General features: G+C 40.8%; 20 protein-coding genes. 8 read left to right on the top strand and 12 right to left on the bottom strand.

Annotated features, from left to right (window positions below; all coding sequences use genetic code 11):
• Positions 1-14 precede the first annotated feature (14 nt).
• The 6 genes from ASE55_RS13185 to ASE55_RS13210 all read right to left on the bottom strand — a co-directional run bounded on the left by ASE55_RS13185 (position 15) and on the right by ASE55_RS13210 (position 7,842).
• Positions 15-845 (bottom strand): CheR family methyltransferase, encoded by an 831-nt coding sequence (locus ASE55_RS13185; protein ID WP_056220444.1) that lies wholly within the window; start codon positions 843-845, stop codon positions 15-17.
• The gene (locus tag ASE55_RS13190) at positions 846-1,211 is read right to left on the bottom strand and encodes a response regulator (protein ID WP_056220445.1); all 366 of its coding nucleotides are present in this window, start codon (positions 1,209-1,211) and stop codon (positions 846-848) included.
• Between the two features lie 15 nt (positions 1,212-1,226).
• Complete coding sequence (locus ASE55_RS13195) at positions 1,227-4,838, bottom strand: response regulator (protein WP_056220449.1); 3,612 nt, start codon at positions 4,836-4,838, stop codon at positions 1,227-1,229.
• Between the two features lie 4 nt (positions 4,839-4,842).
• Complete coding sequence (locus tag ASE55_RS13200) at positions 4,843-6,318, bottom strand: ATP-binding protein (RefSeq protein ID WP_056220452.1); 1,476 nt, start codon at positions 6,316-6,318, stop codon at positions 4,843-4,845.
• Positions 6,319-6,727: 409 nt separating this feature from the next.
• Positions 6,728-7,567: a cyanophycinase gene (locus ASE55_RS13205; RefSeq protein WP_056220454.1), complete on the bottom strand. Its 840-nt coding sequence runs from the start codon at positions 7,565-7,567 to the stop codon at positions 6,728-6,730.
• Between the two features lie 68 nt (positions 7,568-7,635).
• A complete protein-coding gene (locus ASE55_RS13210; RefSeq protein WP_056220457.1) occupies positions 7,636-7,842 on the bottom strand; it encodes a hypothetical protein in 207 nt (68 codons plus the stop codon).
• A gap of 233 nt (positions 7,843-8,075) precedes the next feature.
• Between ASE55_RS13210 and ASE55_RS13215 the strand changes: the two genes are divergently transcribed.
• The 5 genes from ASE55_RS13215 (at position 8,076) to ASE55_RS13235 (ending at position 11,581) form a co-directional block, all read left to right on the top strand.
• Positions 8,076-8,672 carry a Crp/Fnr family transcriptional regulator gene (locus tag ASE55_RS13215; protein ID WP_056220460.1) on the top strand — a complete coding sequence of 199 codons (597 nt, stop codon included), beginning with the start codon at positions 8,076-8,078 and terminating at the stop codon, positions 8,670-8,672.
• A gap of 139 nt (positions 8,673-8,811) precedes the next feature.
• Complete coding sequence (locus tag ASE55_RS13220; RefSeq protein WP_056220463.1) at positions 8,812-9,171, top strand: hypothetical protein; 360 nt, start codon at positions 8,812-8,814, stop codon at positions 9,169-9,171.
• A gap of 337 nt (positions 9,172-9,508) precedes the next feature.
• Positions 9,509-9,850 (top strand): nuclear transport factor 2 family protein, encoded by a 342-nt coding sequence (locus tag ASE55_RS13225; protein WP_056220466.1) that lies wholly within the window; start codon positions 9,509-9,511, stop codon positions 9,848-9,850.
• A gap of 30 nt (positions 9,851-9,880) precedes the next feature.
• On the top strand, positions 9,881-11,011 hold the full coding sequence (locus ASE55_RS13230; RefSeq protein ID WP_056220469.1) for a serine hydrolase domain-containing protein: 1,131 nt from the start codon (positions 9,881-9,883) through the stop codon (positions 11,009-11,011).
• A 192-nt stretch (positions 11,012-11,203) separates the two neighbouring features.
• Positions 11,204-11,581: a response regulator gene (locus ASE55_RS13235; protein WP_056220472.1), complete on the top strand. Its 378-nt coding sequence runs from the start codon at positions 11,204-11,206 to the stop codon at positions 11,579-11,581.
• A gap of 191 nt (positions 11,582-11,772) precedes the next feature.
• On the opposite strand, the gene ASE55_RS20340 is transcribed toward ASE55_RS13235, so the two are convergent.
• The 5 genes from ASE55_RS20340 to ASE55_RS20670 all read right to left on the bottom strand — a co-directional run bounded on the left by ASE55_RS20340 (position 11,773) and on the right by ASE55_RS20670 (position 13,676).
• Positions 11,773-11,946: a hypothetical protein gene (locus ASE55_RS20340; protein ID WP_157844653.1), complete on the bottom strand. Its 174-nt coding sequence runs from the start codon at positions 11,944-11,946 to the stop codon at positions 11,773-11,775.
• A gap of 1 nt (position 11,947) precedes the next feature.
• The gene (locus ASE55_RS20150; protein WP_128414570.1) at positions 11,948-12,136 is read right to left on the bottom strand and encodes a hypothetical protein; all 189 of its coding nucleotides are present in this window, start codon (positions 12,134-12,136) and stop codon (positions 11,948-11,950) included.
• A gap of 115 nt (positions 12,137-12,251) precedes the next feature.
• Positions 12,252-12,506, bottom strand: a complete 255-nt coding sequence (locus ASE55_RS13240) for an RHS repeat-associated core domain-containing protein (protein WP_056220475.1) — start codon at positions 12,504-12,506, stop codon at positions 12,252-12,254.
• Between the two features lie 272 nt (positions 12,507-12,778).
• The gene (locus ASE55_RS20665) at positions 12,779-13,120 is read right to left on the bottom strand and encodes a transposase (protein ID WP_238585050.1); all 342 of its coding nucleotides are present in this window, start codon (positions 13,118-13,120) and stop codon (positions 12,779-12,781) included.
• Entirely contained in the window at positions 13,113-13,676 is a 564-nt protein-coding gene (locus tag ASE55_RS20670; RefSeq protein ID WP_238585051.1) for a transposase, read from the bottom strand. The genes ASE55_RS20665 and ASE55_RS20670 overlap by 8 nt, the downstream gene beginning before the upstream one ends.
• Positions 13,677-14,093: 417 nt before the next feature.
• Between ASE55_RS20670 and ASE55_RS20345 the strand changes: the two genes are divergently transcribed.
• Entirely contained in the window at positions 14,094-14,264 is a 171-nt protein-coding gene (locus ASE55_RS20345; RefSeq protein WP_157844654.1) for a hypothetical protein, read from the top strand.
• Positions 14,265-14,400: 136 nt separating this feature from the next.
• A complete protein-coding gene (locus tag ASE55_RS13250) occupies positions 14,401-15,369 on the top strand; it encodes a YhcG family protein (RefSeq protein WP_056220478.1) in 969 nt (322 codons plus the stop codon).
• A 422-nt stretch (positions 15,370-15,791) separates the two neighbouring features.
• Here the strand turns inward: ASE55_RS13250 and ASE55_RS20775 are convergent, their stop codons facing one another.
• Positions 15,792-15,926, bottom strand: a complete 135-nt coding sequence (locus ASE55_RS20775; protein ID WP_262483821.1) for a hypothetical protein — start codon at positions 15,924-15,926, stop codon at positions 15,792-15,794.
• Between the two features lie 269 nt (positions 15,927-16,195).
• Between ASE55_RS20775 and ASE55_RS13260 the strand changes: the two genes are divergently transcribed.
• Entirely contained in the window at positions 16,196-16,429 is a 234-nt protein-coding gene (locus ASE55_RS13260; protein WP_128414571.1) for a hypothetical protein, read from the top strand.
• Positions 16,430-16,436 lie beyond the last annotated feature (7 nt).

The raw sequence follows: 16,436 nt of genomic DNA on the forward strand, positions 1-16,436 counted from the left end.
TGATAATGATACCATTAATGATGATCTAGCTTTTTCCAGATTCTCTGGTCGTCAACCTGATGGTAATTTTTATCTAATTTAGAAAATCTCAGGGTTTCTTTTGCACCCAAAGCCAAAAAACCTAGATTTTCCAGGCTGCTGTCAAATAACCGGAAGACCCTTTCCTGTAATCCCCTGTCAAAATAAATCAGCACATTCCTGCAGATAATCAGCTGAAAACTGTTGAAAGAGCTGTCTGAAACCAAATTATGGGTGGACAGGATCAGCTTTTGCTGCAGGCTTTTATCAAAGCGTACGCTGTCATAATTCGCCGTATAATAATCTGAAAAATCTTTGGTGCCGCCCGAGAGCATATAATTTTCAGAATACAGCTTCATCTGCTGTAACGGGAAAATCCCGGCCCTGGCTTTTTCCAGGACAGATGGGTTCAGGTCGGTTCCGTAAATCAGCGATTTATGGTAAAGGTTCGCTTCTTTCAGCAAAATCGCTATGGAATATGCTTCCTCTCCCGTAGAGCATCCTGCCACCCAGATCCGGATCAGCGGATAGGTGCCCAGCTGCGGCAGTATTTTTTCCCTTAATGTTTTGAAGAAATAAGGGTCCCTGAACATTTCCGTAACGTTCACGGTAATTTCTTCAATGAAGCGCTTCAGGTATTCCGGGTCGTTCATCACGGTATACCGTAATTCTGCAAAGCTGGTAAACCGGTCTATCAGGCAGATGCGGTTGATCCTCCGTTTGAAAGATGCACGGCTGTATTCGGAAAAATCATACCCGTACCTGTCATACACCTCTTTAATAAGGGATTCCACTTCTTCGTCTTTTACTATACTCGGCTCCAGCATTTAGGGCAGTTTTTCAATCGCGTTCATCAGCTGATCCACATTTATCGGCTTGGATACATATTCCTGCGCACCGGCATCAATGCATTTCTGGCGGTCTTCAGGCATGGCCTGTGCAGTAACGGCAATTACCGGTACTTTACTTATGGAAGGGGTACTTCTTATAATCCTTATCGCTTCATAGCCATCCATTTCCGGCATCATCATATCCATCAGCACAGCAGTGAACCCGGGATCTTTTTCCAGGATATCAATTGCTTCCTGAGCCATGGTACAGCTTTCTGTCTGGTATCCCCTGGCTTTCAGCGTCAGCTTCAGGGCAAATATATTACGCGGATCATCATCCACAATTAAAATCTTCTTATTCATCAGTATTTTTACTGTTTAACTTTCATATAACCAAACTCTGAGCAGGGACAGCAGCTGGTCTATATCCACCGGTTTGGAAATGTAATCCGAGGCTCCCGCCGTAATGCATTTTTCCCGCTCCCCGATCATGGATTTTGCGGTGATGGCAATAATCGGCAGCCTCGTGAACTTAGGCATTTTTCTCAGCTGGCGGATGGTTTCATAGCCGTCCATTTCCGGCATCATCATATCCATCAGCACCACATCCACATCAGGATGTTCCTTAATCTGTTCCAGGGCATGTTTGCCGTCCATGGCAACCACTACCTCCACTTTATATTTTTCCAGTGCTTTGGTCAGAGAAAAAATATTGCGGACATCATCATCGGTAATCAGTATTTTCTTACCGCTCAGGACTTCGGTGAGAGAGCCCAGTGTTTTGCTCCTTACCGTTTCCATAGAACTGTTTTTCTCCTCTACCAGGTGTAAGAACAACCCTACTTCATCCAGGATCCTCTGGTAGGAATGTGCTGTTTTTACAACGATAGAATCTGCATACTGCCTGATTTTCAGTTCTTCGGATTTCGAGAGGTTGCGTTCCGTAAAGATAATGATCGGCAGGTTTTCCAGTCCGTCATAACTCTTTATCGATTCAATGATCTCGTATTCGTCACCTTTTGATGCCCCGATATCTAAAATAACACAGTCTACATGGTCCTGGGTGAGTGCTCTTACACTGTCTTCCACGTTATTCTGAACGGAAAGGGAGATATTAAAGTTCCCCAGGAAATAAGAAAGCGCGCTGGCATGCTTGGCATTTTCCTCCACTATCAATACTTTCTGCGGTGATTTCCTCAGCGCTTCTTCTATTGTCCTGAAGACATCCGTCATCTGATCGAGCGCCATCGGCTTGTTGATAAAATCAATGGCTCCTTTCATCAGGCTTTCTTTTTTCACGTGGAGCACAGACATCATGTGTACCGGGATATGCTTGGTTTTCGGATTGGCTTTAAGCTGGTCCATCACCTGCCAGCCGTCTTTCACGGGAAGCTGAACATCCAGCAATATGGCGTGCGGACGGTATTTTACGGCTGCGGATATCCCATGGTCACCTCTTACCGCTACAATTCCCTTGTATTTCTGAAGGCGTGCGTATTTCAGCAGTGCTTTCGCGAAATTGGTATCATCTTCTATAATTAAAATGACTTTATCGTCTTTGGTGATATGGTCCCGGTCATCTTCCACATCTTCCGGAATTTCCAGCATGTTGATCCATTCATGGGAATCATCTTCCTTCCCTTCCAGGATGTTCTGAATTTCCTCCACATCTTCACGGATGTTTTCCATCAGGTCTTTATCCGTTTCCGCAGACTGTACTTCAGCTACTTCTTTAACAGGGATAATCAGGCTGAATTCGCTGCCTTCGTCAACTTTGCTTTTCAGGATCAGTTCACCGCCCAGCAGCCTTGCAATTTCACGGCTGATGGAAAGTCCCAATCCTGTTCCGCCGAACCTTCTTCTCGTAGAACCGTCGGCCTGCTGGAAAGCTTCGAAAATAATCCGCTGCTTTTCTTCCGCAATCCCGATTCCGGTATCCCTTACTGAGAAAATAATGAAATCAGCTCTCTTCGGGTCTTTTTTAATATGCAGGTTGATACTTCCTTCTTCCGTAAATTTAATGGCATTGGACAGTAAATTCCTCAATACCTGATCTACGCGGAGCCTGTCTGTTTCTATAGAATTTTCTACATCATTTTCAATCTCAATATTCAGCTGAAGCTTCTTCTCCTGAATCACCGGGTTGAACAGGTTTTTCAGGTCTTTAACGATATCACCGATCACGACATCCTGATATTCCAGGGTCATTTTACCGGATTCTATTTTGGCAAGGTCCAGGATTTCATCAATCAGCGTAAGCAGGCTGCTTCCTGAACTCTGGATCACTTTTGCAGATTCTACCTGGTCTTCATTCAGGTTTTCTTCCGGGTTTTCCGCCATCAGACGGGACAGCAGAAGGATGGAATTAAGCGGCGTGCGCAGTTCATGGGACATATTGGCCAAAAACTCCGACTTATATTTTGTGCTGAGTGCCAGTTCTTCAACTTTTTTCTGAATCTCACTGTTGCGTTCGGCAATCATATGGTTTCTGTCTTCCAGCAGCCTTGAGCGTTCTTCCAGTTCGGCATTGGCCTGCATCAGTTCTTCCTGCTGTACTTTCAGTTCTTCTTCAGAAGCCTGCAGTTTCTGCGTCTGAGCTTCCAGTTCCGTATTCAGGTTTTCCAACTCGGCATGCTGCACCTGAAGTTCTTCAGACTGTGCCTGGGTTTCCTCCATGAGCTGCTGTTCTTTTTCACGACCTTTTGCCGCACCCAGGGCAATCCCGATATTGCGGCTGCATTCTTCAAAATATTCAAGCCTGCAGGTATCGAAAGCCTGTGTGGTTCCCAATTCCAGTACGCCAATGCAGATCTGGTCTGCAAAAACCGGGATCAGGACAATACCGTTTAATTTAATTTTACTGCTTGCAAAACTTACGGCAAAATCTTCTTCGTTAAGATCACTGTAGACCTGTGATTTTTCGTTCAGGAATACCTGGCCTACCATGCCTTCACCCAGCTCGAAGTATTTTTTCATATTTCCTTCCAACCCGAAAGAGGAAGCAAGCTTCAGGGCTCCTTCATCATAAAGGTATAAGGCACCGTTGATGCATTTCCCGTAGGTAATCAGCTGGTTCAGTGATTCTCCGGAGATTTCTTTTACGGATTTGTTTCCTACCAGGGATTCGTTCAGTAAGGCAAGGCCTTTCTGGCGCCAGTCGCTTTTGTTGATGGTATCGAAAGAGTTTTTCAGTGATTCCGTCATATGGTTGAGCGAGCCTACCAGATCGCCAAGGTCATCCTGGGAATGGTCTACCGCTTTCTGGCTGTAATCTCCGTTGGCTACCCTATTCGCAATTTCACGGATGGCACTTACACGCCTGCTTATTTCAAGGTCTTTTCTCTGTAATGCTTTTTCAAGCTTTTCTCTGCGGATCAGGTCGGCTCTCAGCCTGATATAGAAAAAGGCGGTTACCACAATAGCCGCGAGGGAAGAGAAAATGATAAACAGAACAGTGGTGGTGGATGATTGGTTAAGATCTTTGTTTTTTACGGCCAGCTGGGCTTCTTCATACTGCACAAAATCTTTGACGATCTGCCGGCAGCGGTCCATATACACTTTACTGGACATCACCTGGCTCTGGGTCATTACAATGCCCTTTTTCCGGTTTTCCACAAAATATTTCAGGTTGGAAATATTGGTATTTACATTCCGTTCCAGCTCATTCAGGCGGTCCATCTGGTTTTTATCCGTAAGGTCCACTACTTTTGCGCGTTCTATGGCTTTCGGAAATTCTGAAAGGCTGCGGTAGTACGGATCCAGGAAGATTTCTTTTCCTGTGAACTGGTAACCCCTGCTGCCCGTTTCCGCATCCAGAAGTGCAATTAATACGTCTTTTACAGCGGTGATGGCTTTCCGGCTGTTGGAAAGGCTTTCCCGGTGCTGCATCTGGTTCTGTATGCTCCAGTAGGATGCCACGGAACTTGCAATAAGTATAACTAATGATAACCCGACTCCGAACTGAAGGTTTCGTATGATTTTTTTCGGCATGAAATTAATTTAATGGTAATGTAAAATAAAATGTAGATCCTTCATCCACTTTACTGGAAACACCGATATTTCCGTGGTGCTGCTTAATGATTTCAGAACAGATGAACAGGCCGATGCCCATCCCCTGGAACTGCAGCGAAGATTCTTCCACACGGTAGAATTTACGGAATACCGCTTCCTGCTTGAAATCCGGGATCCCGATTCCGAAGTCTGTAATATTTACCCGTACCTCCTGCTCTTCTTCATCTACGAAAGTGGTGACGATAACCTGATTGTTTTTAGGGGAATATTTAATGGCGTTGGTCAGGAAGTTGATCAGCACCTGCTCGATGCGTATGGCATCAAGCGGAATGAGAATATCCGGACGTATGCCGTCCCGCTTGATTTTTATATTCTGTTCATCATGGGTCTGGAGAATGGTATCAATGGCATTGCTGATCACATTTTCAAGATTGGTCGGCTTTTTATTGATCTTCAGTTTTCCGTTTTCTATTTTGGAAACGTCCAGCAGATCTGTAATCAGGGTATTCAGTTTTTCGATCTGATCCTGTGCTTTGGTAACAAAGCCTGCTTCTGCGCTTTCCTTATCCAGCTTCAGCCTTCTTTCAAGCAGCTGGACGTATGCTTTGATGCTCGTAAGAGGTGTCTTCAGCTCATGGCTGGCAATACTCAGGAATTCGTCCTTTTCCTTTTCCACTTTTTTCTGGTCATCAATATCAGTAAAGGTGCCTACCCAGTTCTTAACGGTATTCCCTTCGTAGACCGGCGTAACGCGCAGCAGGTGGTAACGGTAGTCTCCGGATTTTATATTCTGTATCCTCACCTCAAGTTCCAGGGCCTTGCCTTTCTTCCTGCAGCGTTCAAATTCTCCTTCAATACTGAAATCATCAGGGTGGGTCTGCGGAAAATGCTGATCAGATGAAGAATATTCATACCATTTACCGTTTACAAAATCCACGATTCCGTCTCCGTTCACGGTAAAGGCAATCTGCGGCAGGGACTCCAGCATCAGGTGGAAATGATCAATCTGGGACTTCATGGTAACCTGAGACTCCCTTCTTCCTTTTACTTCAAGCTCCAGGCTCTGCTGCGTTTTCCTCATCGCCACATTCTGTTCCTGAAGGTTATAAAAAGTTTTCACCTTCAGTAAAAGAATTTCCGGATCTACGGGTTTGGTAACATAGTCTTTACCGCCTGAAGCATATCCTTTTGTAATAAATCTTTTATCGGTATTGACGGCCGACAAGAATATGATCGGCACTTCTTTTGTTTTACTGTATCCTGCCAGGGTTTCCGCAACTTCAAACCCATCCATATCAGGCATCTGGACATCTAAAATTATAAGGGCATAATCACTTTTCAATGCTTTTCCCAAAGCTTCCTCTCCGGAGTTGGCCGTATCCACCAAAAAATCTTTCGATTCCAGTAATTTTTTCAGTGAATAAAGGTTACTCTGGTTATCATCAACAATTAAGATCATAGAAACGTAAAATCAATAATTAGCTATATTTACTTCAATACCAAAAATACTCACAATATTCCGAAAAACAGCTATTTTTTCCCTAATATAACCCACGTACCACGTTTTACTCTGAGGTATTTATCCTGCATTGAAAAGACATGTAAGATTTTTAAAAGATATTTATTACAGGCTGTCAATAAATTAGAGGTAAATAAGCTGAAACCTTTTACTATTTTAATAAAAATTCACCTTAGCAGGATAATCCCGGCACAGTGTTTGAATAAGAATTAACAACACTTTTTCACTTAAATATATACTTTCAAATTATAAACCCCTGATTTCTTCAGGGGTTTATTTTTTTAGATATATTTTTCAATTCAGAAAGCTAAAAAACATCTATATTTTATAATGTAAATTCAATGCAGCTTTATGTATCATTTCCTTTAAAAGAACGGTTGCTGAAATCAAAAGTGCAGTTATCAGACAAAATGTGTGTTTTAAGGTTTTCCGCATATATTGGAAATCCTTTTTTAACGCTTTCTATGTTGGTCTGCCCGATATTTTCAGCACTGATGAGCCATACCATGCCCGATCCGCGACAGGTGGCACGGCAGCCATCTTCAATAAGCAGGGCCGTATCTTCGCCCAGCCCGATTCCCCAGCATTCCTGATGGCTGATTACGGCATGGGCCAGCCTGCCAAACCTGGCACGGTGTACGAAATGGGTATCTACAATACAGTTGTCAATGAAGTCCAGCCCCGTATCCATTTCAAGATCATGTTCCAGCATCGCTTCCCCGTTAGCGGCTTCAAGAATAACCATCTTCGGGAGGCACATGGCTCCGGCACTGGTGCCTGCAACGGTAAAATTTTCCTGGTTAAGATATTTCTCCTTTAACAGGCCTGTAATCTCAGACCTGTGCAGTATTTCAAGGATCCTGTTCTGATCTCCGCCCGTAAAAAAGACGGTATCGGCAGCCTCTACCCTTTTAAAATGATAATCCGTATGCAGGTGCTCATCACAGATATCCAGAAATCCGAAATTGGTATATCCTATTTCCGAAAGTGTTGTCTTATACGTTTCACGGATACTTTCCGGCTCCGAGCTTGCCACAGTAATGATCTCAATACGGTCATTTACAGATTTTGCCAGAAGCTTAAGGATTTCATTGGGTGAAAAACTCCGGTTTTTTTCTTCCATTTCAGAATCGGTTCCCTGTTTGTCTTCTTTCCCTCCTATTATTAATAATTTTCCTTTAGGCATCATAGCGGTTTATTTTAATCATTAGATTATTGGATTGTCGGAATAATTTTTACTGAAGCAAGATCAGTCAGTTATTCATTATCCATCTGAACTTTTGTCGGCTTTCCTTTTGCCTGTACGGTGTCTGATTCTTCCTGCAGGGGACGGATGGTATCAGAAGCCCTGTCATTAACCGTTTCTCTTTTATTGTCCTGGTCTGTGTACTGGGTTTCGGATTTTGTACATCCTGTTATGGTAATCAGGCTCAGGACTGCGGTAATCATAATTGTCTTTTTCATATTGATTTATCAATTTGGATTTATCAAACTTAACAAGCAATAAAGCTTTATTTTATGACGCAAATCACAAATGAATCGGAATTATATCCTTATTTTCAGAAAAAAACCTTAAATTACTGCTTGAATATTTTATGATCCGAGTCATAATCTTAAAGGTTAATTTTTTTTAACCGTGCAGGCGGCGACATTGGATCATAATTTGTATCGAAGAAACGCAAACCCCTTAAATATCTATGTTAATATCAGAAAAACTTTTACTATCATACGGAGCGGAAATAGAAGACCTTGATGCCTCCCATGTTATTTTTACGGAAGGCAGCAAGCCTAAATACTATTACCAGATCCTAGAAGGCAGGATAAAACTGAACCATTATGACGATGACGGCAAGGAGCTGATTCTGGCCATTCTGAGTAAAGGTTTAAGTGTATGCGAGCTTCTGCTTTTTATAGACGAACAGTATCCTGTAAATGCCATTGCTTTTGAACAGACCAAAGTGATACGGCTGCCGAAAATCAGCTTTGTACAATTGCTGGATGACCATCCGCAGATATCAAGGGATATCAATAAATTCCTGTCTGAGCGTCTGTACCATAAATATATCATGCTGGAGAACAATGCCTCCCTGCGGCCTGAAGTAAGGATAAAGGGGGCGCTGGGCTATCAGAAAAGTTTCAGCAGCGACCAGACCCAGTATTCATTTGAAGTTCCCCTGACGAGGCAGCAGATTGCCTCCATAACGGCTTTGAGGGTGGAAACGGTGATCCGGACGATTAAAAAACTGGAAAAAGAAAATTTTCTTAAAATCATCAACAGGAAAATTCATATATAAATATTAAACAGGGATATAGCCGGCTTTATCTGAAAAATATAACAGGTAATGAAATAAAGAATACCTCAATTTTAATTAAATAGATGCTTTTATTTTGTTTTTTTTAAGCTTCTGACTAAATTTGTAAAAATTTAAATTAATGAACTATACACTTGAGCTTAATACACAGGAGGCCGGCTCTAATATTGTATTCAACACAATCGTATTTGATTCGTTCAAGGTTAATATAGTTGAAAGATACGGCGGGAAGATGGGTTTTAACCCCAAATTATGGGAAGCTTTGTTTAAAGTAAGAACCATCGGCAATGAAATTATTGCCAGACGGGACGGTAACCTGAGGGTTAAAATCAAAGGGGATCAGCTGGAAGCGTACAAGAAATTATCAGAAGTGCTGAATTCGTACGACTATAAAAACAGACTGATCAACAGAAAAGCAGCCGAGGAAGACTATGTTCATTTTATCCTGAGCCTGGTCATCCAGAATTATCAGCTTAATTAATATTCTCTTTTCAATTTCTTATTTCACCGGTACCATGCCTGATGATAAGTAATGCGGAGTGAATGATGAGATCTTAAAACTTGATTTTAAGGCTTGTCTGATGAACGGCAGTATGCGATAACAGAAACAATTAGATGCTACGGTTAACAGATAACGGCTGAAATGATTTCAGCCGTTATCTGTTATGCCCTGAAATCATTATAAATTACAGGATTCATTGAACCTGTTGAAAAATCCCGAGCCCGCGGCACAGCCTTTGAATAAATGAATACCGGCCTATCTGCTGCCTGAAGATCGTCTTCCGGCAGCCGGTACCGGTGATACAAAATCATACATTATGGATAATAAAACAGTCCTGAAAACAGCAAATGCTGCCGTGTCGGAAGGGGATCATGAAACATTTCTTTCTTATTGTACCGATGATGCAAAATGGACATTTACAGGAGACAGAACCCTTTCAGGAAAACAGGAGATACGCCGTTATACGGCAGAGACCTATAAAAAACCTCCGAAGTTTGATGTTGAATATATGATTGCAGAAGGAGATTATGTGACGGTAACAGGCACGATACAGTTGTGGGAAGACGGTGACCGATGGAACACATATGATTACTGCGACCTGTGGAGATTTGAAAACGGTAAAATGGCAGAGCTTAAGGCTTTTGTCATTAAAAAGTAATCCTGTTGTATACATATCCTTCAACACAAAATGAAAAAAATATTACCTGTCTTTATAGCAGGCACTTCTGCGCTTGCTGCCGTGATTTATCTTTCCGGATACGGATACATCTTTAAAGCCATTGCCGTTAATCTGAAGAAAGGCCCTACAGTTCCTTCCATTGACGATGCGGAGGAATTCCCCTTCAGGGCGGTGCCCAATCTTCATCCTGAACCCTGGAAGAAAAGTGCTGCTTACAATACGAATGTCCTGTCGGAAACCGTTCTGAAAGAGCTTATGAAAACGCGGGCTTCATCATTGGTCATTATCCGCAACAATGAACTCCTGCATGAGCAGTACTGGAAAGACCACCAGCCGTCTTCGCTGATGAATTCTTTTTCAATGGCCAAAGGCATCCTTTCCCTTTTAACAGGCTGCGCGATTGATGACGGTTTCCTGGAGTCTGAAGACCAGCTTCTTTCTTCCGTATTTCCTTCCTATAAAAACAGCCGGTACGGACAATTCCTTACCTTCCGCCATCTGATGACCATGCAGGCGGGACTGGACTGGAAAGAAGAATACCACCACCCTTTTGCAGAGAATTCAAAGCAATATTTTATAGAAGACCTTGCGGAACAGGCATTCGGGATAGAGGTAAAAGAAATGCCGGGACAGAAATATGAATACCAGAGCGTCGCGGCACAGCTTCTGGGCCTTGCCCTGAAAAAAGCAACCGGTAAGGAACCCGCCTCCTATCTTTCCGAAAAGCTCTGGAAACCGCTGGGCATGGAATTTCCTGCCAAATGGAGCACAGACGAGAAAGGTATAGAGAAAGCATTCTGCTGTATCCACGCCACGCCCCGGGATTTTGCGAAAATAGGACAGCTCCTTCTGCAGAACGGAAACTGGAACGGAAAACAGCTCATCAGTAAGCGATACTGTGAAAAGCTGCTGACCCCTACGGAAGTCAATGATGCTTTTTGCTTCACTGTATGGGCGGATGACGAAAGCAAAGTAAAATGCCGCTTTTTCTATGGTTTCTTAGGCCAGTTTATCATTATGATTCCGGAAAAGAACATGGTTATTGTAAAAACGGGCTTCTATAACCGACTTGATGTAGACAAAAAACAAAGGCCGGTCCAGGTGGGCCTGATGATTGAAGAACTCTCTGCCCTGCTGTAAATCTGCTTAAAGTTCTGAACTGCTGACCGGATCCGATGTATTGCATTACACTACCTGTCCGTTTATAAAATATTCTTTTTATCTTTGCTCCTTATTAATTAACAGACCGTATGCAGCGGATCTCTGCATCCGCTGTAAAATTTTATACGGTATAAAAACATTTACAATCAGTAAATCCTACGATTAAAGCTTATGAACAAAAAGAAAATATTGGTTTTTGACGACGATAAAACTCTTTTGGATGTTCTTACGATGGTATTTTTTGATGAAGGTTATGAAGTTGAGATTTCAGAAACTTCACATGATATTATTGAACGGGTTTCAGAATTCGGTCCCGATCTTATTCTGATGGATAACTACATTCCGGACATCGGGGGAACAGAAGCAATCCGACTTTTAAGGACTTACGAGCAGTTTGATCACATCCCCGTTATTATCATAAGCGCAAGCACCAATATTGTCGCCCTGAAAAATGCATCAGATGCAAATGATTACCTGAGGAAACCGTTTGATTTATACGAACTTGAAAAACTGATTGCCCGGTATCTTAAAGCGGGAACGGATGAGTGAATGGGATAAAGAATGCTTTCAAATAATTTCTCGTAAAAAATGCATTTTAACAGATAATATGATAAAAAGCTGAATTATTTTTGAGATGTATTAAAATAAGTATTTAGGTTTTTGCTCCATAATCATACATCCTATTTCTTGGATTTCCTTTCCGTTGTACTTGTAATTCTGGTAGCCTCCAGGCATACTTTTCATCCCCCGATATGGTTCATCCCAAACGGATAATAATCATTGGCATCAGTGATCTTTATGTTGACCATATCACCCATATCACCCGAGGTAATCGTTGTGTTCTGTTTCCTGAGCTTTACCCCGTCTGCGCGGTATTTACTGTCAATGGTGATATCTTCAATCGAAGCCTGCATATTAAAGGTTCAGGTAATTGTATCTGATCTTACTGATCCCTTTGTCCGGCATCTCGGTCATATTGCCGTTAACGTCGTATTTGATCTCCTGTCCTCCACCTTCATAGCCTGTAGGATTGTAAGCATAATCATTAATGTTCGTCAGCCTGTTGCTCCTGTTCTGCGGCTGCATAAATATACTCCAGGTCATCAATTTTAGTAGGGATGGTACTGCCGTACGCTATTTCAGGACTTGACATATCTTATAAACAAACCCTCGCAAAAATACGAGGGTTTTATTCAAAAGAACGAGCGAGACGCTCGCATCAGCGGGGGACCCTCGTAGATTTCTCCGCCAGCGGATCCACAACACCCCATCTTCCGATATCACTCATATACATCCGCACTCCATAATCATACATTCCACTCTCCTGCAATTCCTTTCCATTGTATTTGTAATTCTTGTATGAATTTATTCCAAAGAAAGAATTCCCGCTTTTCAGATGGTTTATGCCGAAAGGATAATAATCATTAGCATCTGTAATCTCAAGAGCGCCTGTGCTGTTTCTGCCAAAGCTCACCCTAGTATTTCCCAAGTGGTATTTATACTGGTAAATACACTTTTCCGATAACATATAACCCCTTGCGTTGCGAAAGGTTATTAATCACGGACTACAAGTCCGCGACATCGGAAGATTATTTAATATTGAAGTTGTTTAAACTTTTAATTTTTTAATTAGTCTTAAGGAGAATGCCAAAAAGTGCATAGCCTTCCATGTAATATCCAATGTTTCAAATCTTATCAGATTCATGATCAGCTTGCTTTTGATGAAGCCATANATATTGAAGTTGTTTAAACTTTTAATTTTTTAATTAGTCTTAAGGAGAATGCCAAAAAGTGCATAGCCTTCCATGTAATATCCAATGTTTCAAATCTTATCAGCAAAGCCTTAAAGCCGTCTAACCAAGCATTTGCCTGCTCTATTTTAAATCTGCTTTCATATAGTTTTTCATCAAAATAGTAATCATTATCTACTGTTTTCCTATTTCGGGGATTGATTTTGATGTTGCCYGTTATTTCCTCCATTTCTAATTTCTGTCTTAAATTTTTACTGTCAAATCCAGAATCCGCATTCAGAAAAAGACCTTTATGAGAAATTTCCGCTTCGGACAAAATTTCAATAATCTCACCCATAATGTCTTAAATTTTTACTGTCAAATCCAGAATCCGCATTCAGAAAAAGACCTTTATGAGAAATTTCCGCTTCGGACAAAATTTCAATAATCTCACCCATAATRTCTTCTATTTCATGTAAATCGTGATGATTCCCACTTCTGGGATTTCCCATTGAAAGCATTTGACCACGATTGTCGCAAAGAAAAATCATATTGCTGGTTTTCGCAGATTTCCTGCTTTGGTATCCCGTCGATTCTCCACCCATCCTGCACCGGGTCTGACTGCCGTCGRGTTGAACACACGATAGATCCAACATCCTCMTGTTACGATTTAAAAGATGAACCCAGACATTCCTGAAGCTGCCGTCCCTGCTCCATTTATTAAAAAAATAATACACATTCTGCCAGCTTATTTTTTCTTCCCCAAAATAGTCTTTTATTGAAATTTCCCGCCACTGGCAACCGGTTYTAAGCCGTTTTATAATGGTCTGAATTATCTTTAMAAGGTCAAACTTCGTAGAAAACCCTCTTTTTCCTGTGCTTATTTTCCTGTGCTTAAATGGGGTAAAATCCATTTCTCTATTTTATATTTGCTAATGAGTTCCAGATTATTAGTCTTTTAAATTGCAATCCAAAATTGCTRATTTTCTCKGAACTCTCTTTCTAAATAAGTTTAAACAGCTTCATAGTATAATTTAAGAATATTTTTTACTTATGTTGGCTATTATGTGTTCTAAATGGTCTCTAGTTTAGGCTACAAGGGGAAAGTGAAACTTTTAAAACAAATCCAAATTTCGTTGAATTAAAAATATAATTAAAAGATAATGCTCTGGAAAATAACCAGGAAATACACTGGGGGTATTAAACCAATAGGGGGAGTCTCAAGTACTGAAATTTTTAACGATTGATTCTTAGTTATGCTTCTATGAAATATAGTTTGCTAAATGTTTGGAGTGTTTGGCACTACAGTTATGTAAATAATTATATTTGTATTGAAATCCAAAGACCTGAAATCCGTAATGATAGCTGCATCAATGATCACCGCCTGTTCCTGGAGGGAGACAAGCCGACAGCGCATCCTGCTGATCAGCTGCGGGAGATTCGATGGGATGATGGCCAGGCCAGAGATTGTCATCGGTTCCGGAGCTCCTAAAGAGAAATAGCTGCAGAGAATAAAATTAAAAACAAATCTCAAAAAACGATTGATAAGCTGATAAATCATGTAATTATCTCATCTGATTTTAATGTCGCATCATAAAAAATAATCTAGTACATTTGTTTATAAATGCAGTATATTTTATGAACGACCAATTTTCTGATATCATTCAAATCATTAAGAATGCTCGAAGTAAAGCCATAAAAGCTGTAAATTCAGAATTGATAAGTCTTTATTGGAATATTGGCGAGTATATCAGCAAGAAGGTGGAGCTAAGTGAATGGGGGCAATCCGTTGTTAGAGAACTGGCTCAATATATTCAGGCCAATGAACCTGAAATCAAAGGATTTTCGGACAAAAATCTTTGGAGAATGAAGCAGTTTTATGAATCTTATAGGGAATTCCCAAAAATCTCAACACTGTTGAGAGAAATAAGCTGGTCCCATAATTTGTCCATCTTTTCAAGGTGTAAATCAATTGAAGAAAGGGAATTCTATATCAAACTAACAAAACAAGAAAACTATAGCTTTCGTGAATTGGAGCGGCAGATATCCAGCAGCCTTTTTGAAAGGACAATGATCGGAAATTCAAAACTCTCAACAGTGTTGAGAAAAAATAACCCCGACATTGCTAATACTTTTAAGGACAGCTATGTATTTGATTTTTTAAATTTACCTGATATACATTCCGAAAATGACCTGCAGAAAGGTTTAATAAAACAGATGAAAGATTTTATCTTGGAATTAGGCAAAGATTTTCTGTTTGTCGGCGAAGAATATAGGGTTCAGGTCGGGTCATCAGATTTTTACATTGATTTACTTTTTTATCATCGGGGACTGCAATGCTTGGTTGCATTTGAACTTAAAGCAGATAAATTTAAACCAGAGCATTTGGGTAAACTTAATTTTTACCTTGAAGCCCTTGACAGAGATGTGAAAAAGGTAAATGAAAATCCCAGCATCGGAATTTTGTTATGTAAAGACAAAGATAATGAGGTTGTGGAATATGCTTTAAGCAGGAGTCTGTCTCCAACTATGGTGTCCGAATATAAAACTCAACTTCCAGATAAAAATTTATTGCAGCAAAAGTTGCATGAATTATTTGAAGATTAAGTCTCAAAAAACGATTATATAAAGGACGGTTTTCCGTCAGCTTTTGTAATTTATTGATAGGATCTGTAGTAATAGTTATATCTATCGTACTAATACTATTAAGTTTTCATCGTAATTTGCCTTGTATAATACCAGATGTTTTTCCGACTGTTAAGAATAACTTCTGATACATTGGGGTGCATATTTTATACTTCGTAAAAAATGGTCCCGGGATCTTCTGCAGCTTTTCGTTTTACGAACTAAGAATTAATCCTGGCGCGATATCCTGAAAAGGTTTAGTTCGACAAATCATTCCGGATCTGCTGTTGACCAGCTGCCTCCGGAACCATTTTTACGAACTAAAGCGGAACCGGCTCTGCGGGACACAGGTGCCCATGCTTTTCCCCACCACGTTCAGAGTCCCTCAGGTCGGTGGGCTTTTTTTATTTGGTGAGCTTCAGAAGTGAAAGCGCATTTAAGGTTTTTCTGTACTGCTTCCGTTGATAAAGACCCTTGCTGCCTTCCAGCTGCGTAAGAGGTGCTCTGTTTTCCTTATGCTTAGTGAAAGGCTGTTTCATAAGGTCCAGGACATCATGGATAAAAAGAGAAGGGTCGAGGGTAACGGAGGCAGGGTACTGGGAAATGAACGTTTCCCAGTACGTGGTCTTCTTACATGTCCCAGATGCGGTAAGAATCTTACCGGAAGCGGAGCTAAAGAAAATCTAAAACTTATTATTACTATCATTGCCATTACAAGTGCAGATTCAGATTTGATTCTGAGAAGTTGAATGAACTATTTAAGCTGGAAATTTCAAAATTGGAATATAATCCGATCATCAAAGATCTTATGAAAGAGATCCTTTTGGATAATTATAAACAATTCACTTACGATATCGAAGCGAAAAGAAAGTCGATTTCTAAAGAGACCAATTTACTTAACGAAAAAGTTGCCAGTGCGAGAGACAAATATCTTGCGGATAAATTGAGGTCATTTAAACTTTTCTATAAAAAAAGGCTTGCTTATTTTTGTGTTGCGAGACATAAAAATATAAAGCAAGCCTATGATGTACCAAGTACTTGACAAAGAT

The sequence above is a fragment of the Chryseobacterium sp. Leaf201 genome (assembly GCF_001421435.1).
GTDB lineage: Bacteria > Bacteroidota > Bacteroidia > Flavobacteriales > Weeksellaceae > Chryseobacterium.

Excerpts from the sequence above, each read along its gene's own strand:
- ASE55_RS13185 (WP_056220444.1), bottom strand. The coding sequence starts at position 845 with ATGCTGGAGCCGAGTATAGTAAAAGACGAAGAAGTGGAATCCCTTATT.
- ASE55_RS13190 (WP_056220445.1), bottom strand. The coding sequence starts at position 1,211 with ATGAATAAGAAGATTTTAATTGTGGATGATGATCCGCGTAATATATTT.
- ASE55_RS13195 (WP_056220449.1), bottom strand. The coding sequence starts at position 4,838 with ATGCCGAAAAAAATCATACGAAACCTTCAGTTCGGAGTCGGGTTATCA.
- ASE55_RS13200 (WP_056220452.1), bottom strand. The coding sequence starts at position 6,318 with ATGATCTTAATTGTTGATGATAACCAGAGTAACCTTTATTCACTGAAA.
- ASE55_RS13205 (WP_056220454.1), bottom strand. The coding sequence starts at position 7,567 with ATGATGCCTAAAGGAAAATTATTAATAATAGGAGGGAAAGAAGACAAA.
- ASE55_RS13210 (WP_056220457.1), bottom strand. The coding sequence starts at position 7,842 with ATGAAAAAGACAATTATGATTACCGCAGTCCTGAGCCTGATTACCATA.
- ASE55_RS13215 (WP_056220460.1), top strand. The coding sequence starts at position 8,076 with ATGTTAATATCAGAAAAACTTTTACTATCATACGGAGCGGAAATAGAA.
- ASE55_RS13220 (WP_056220463.1), top strand. The coding sequence starts at position 8,812 with ATGAACTATACACTTGAGCTTAATACACAGGAGGCCGGCTCTAATATT.
- ASE55_RS13225 (WP_056220466.1), top strand. The coding sequence starts at position 9,509 with ATGGATAATAAAACAGTCCTGAAAACAGCAAATGCTGCCGTGTCGGAA.
- ASE55_RS13230 (WP_056220469.1), top strand. The coding sequence starts at position 9,881 with ATGAAAAAAATATTACCTGTCTTTATAGCAGGCACTTCTGCGCTTGCT.
- ASE55_RS13235 (WP_056220472.1), top strand. The coding sequence starts at position 11,204 with ATGAACAAAAAGAAAATATTGGTTTTTGACGACGATAAAACTCTTTTG.
- ASE55_RS20340 (WP_157844653.1), bottom strand. The coding sequence starts at position 11,946 with ATGCAGGCTTCGATTGAAGATATCACCATTGACAGTAAATACCGCGCA.
- ASE55_RS20150 (WP_128414570.1), bottom strand. The coding sequence starts at position 12,136 with ATGACCTGGAGTATATTTATGCAGCCGCAGAACAGGAGCAACAGGCTG.
- ASE55_RS13250 (WP_056220478.1), top strand. The coding sequence starts at position 14,401 with ATGAACGACCAATTTTCTGATATCATTCAAATCATTAAGAATGCTCGA.
- ASE55_RS20775 (WP_262483821.1), bottom strand. The coding sequence starts at position 15,926 with ATGAAACAGCCTTTCACTAAGCATAAGGAAAACAGAGCACCTCTTACG.
- ASE55_RS13260 (WP_128414571.1), top strand. The coding sequence starts at position 16,196 with ATGAAAGAGATCCTTTTGGATAATTATAAACAATTCACTTACGATATC.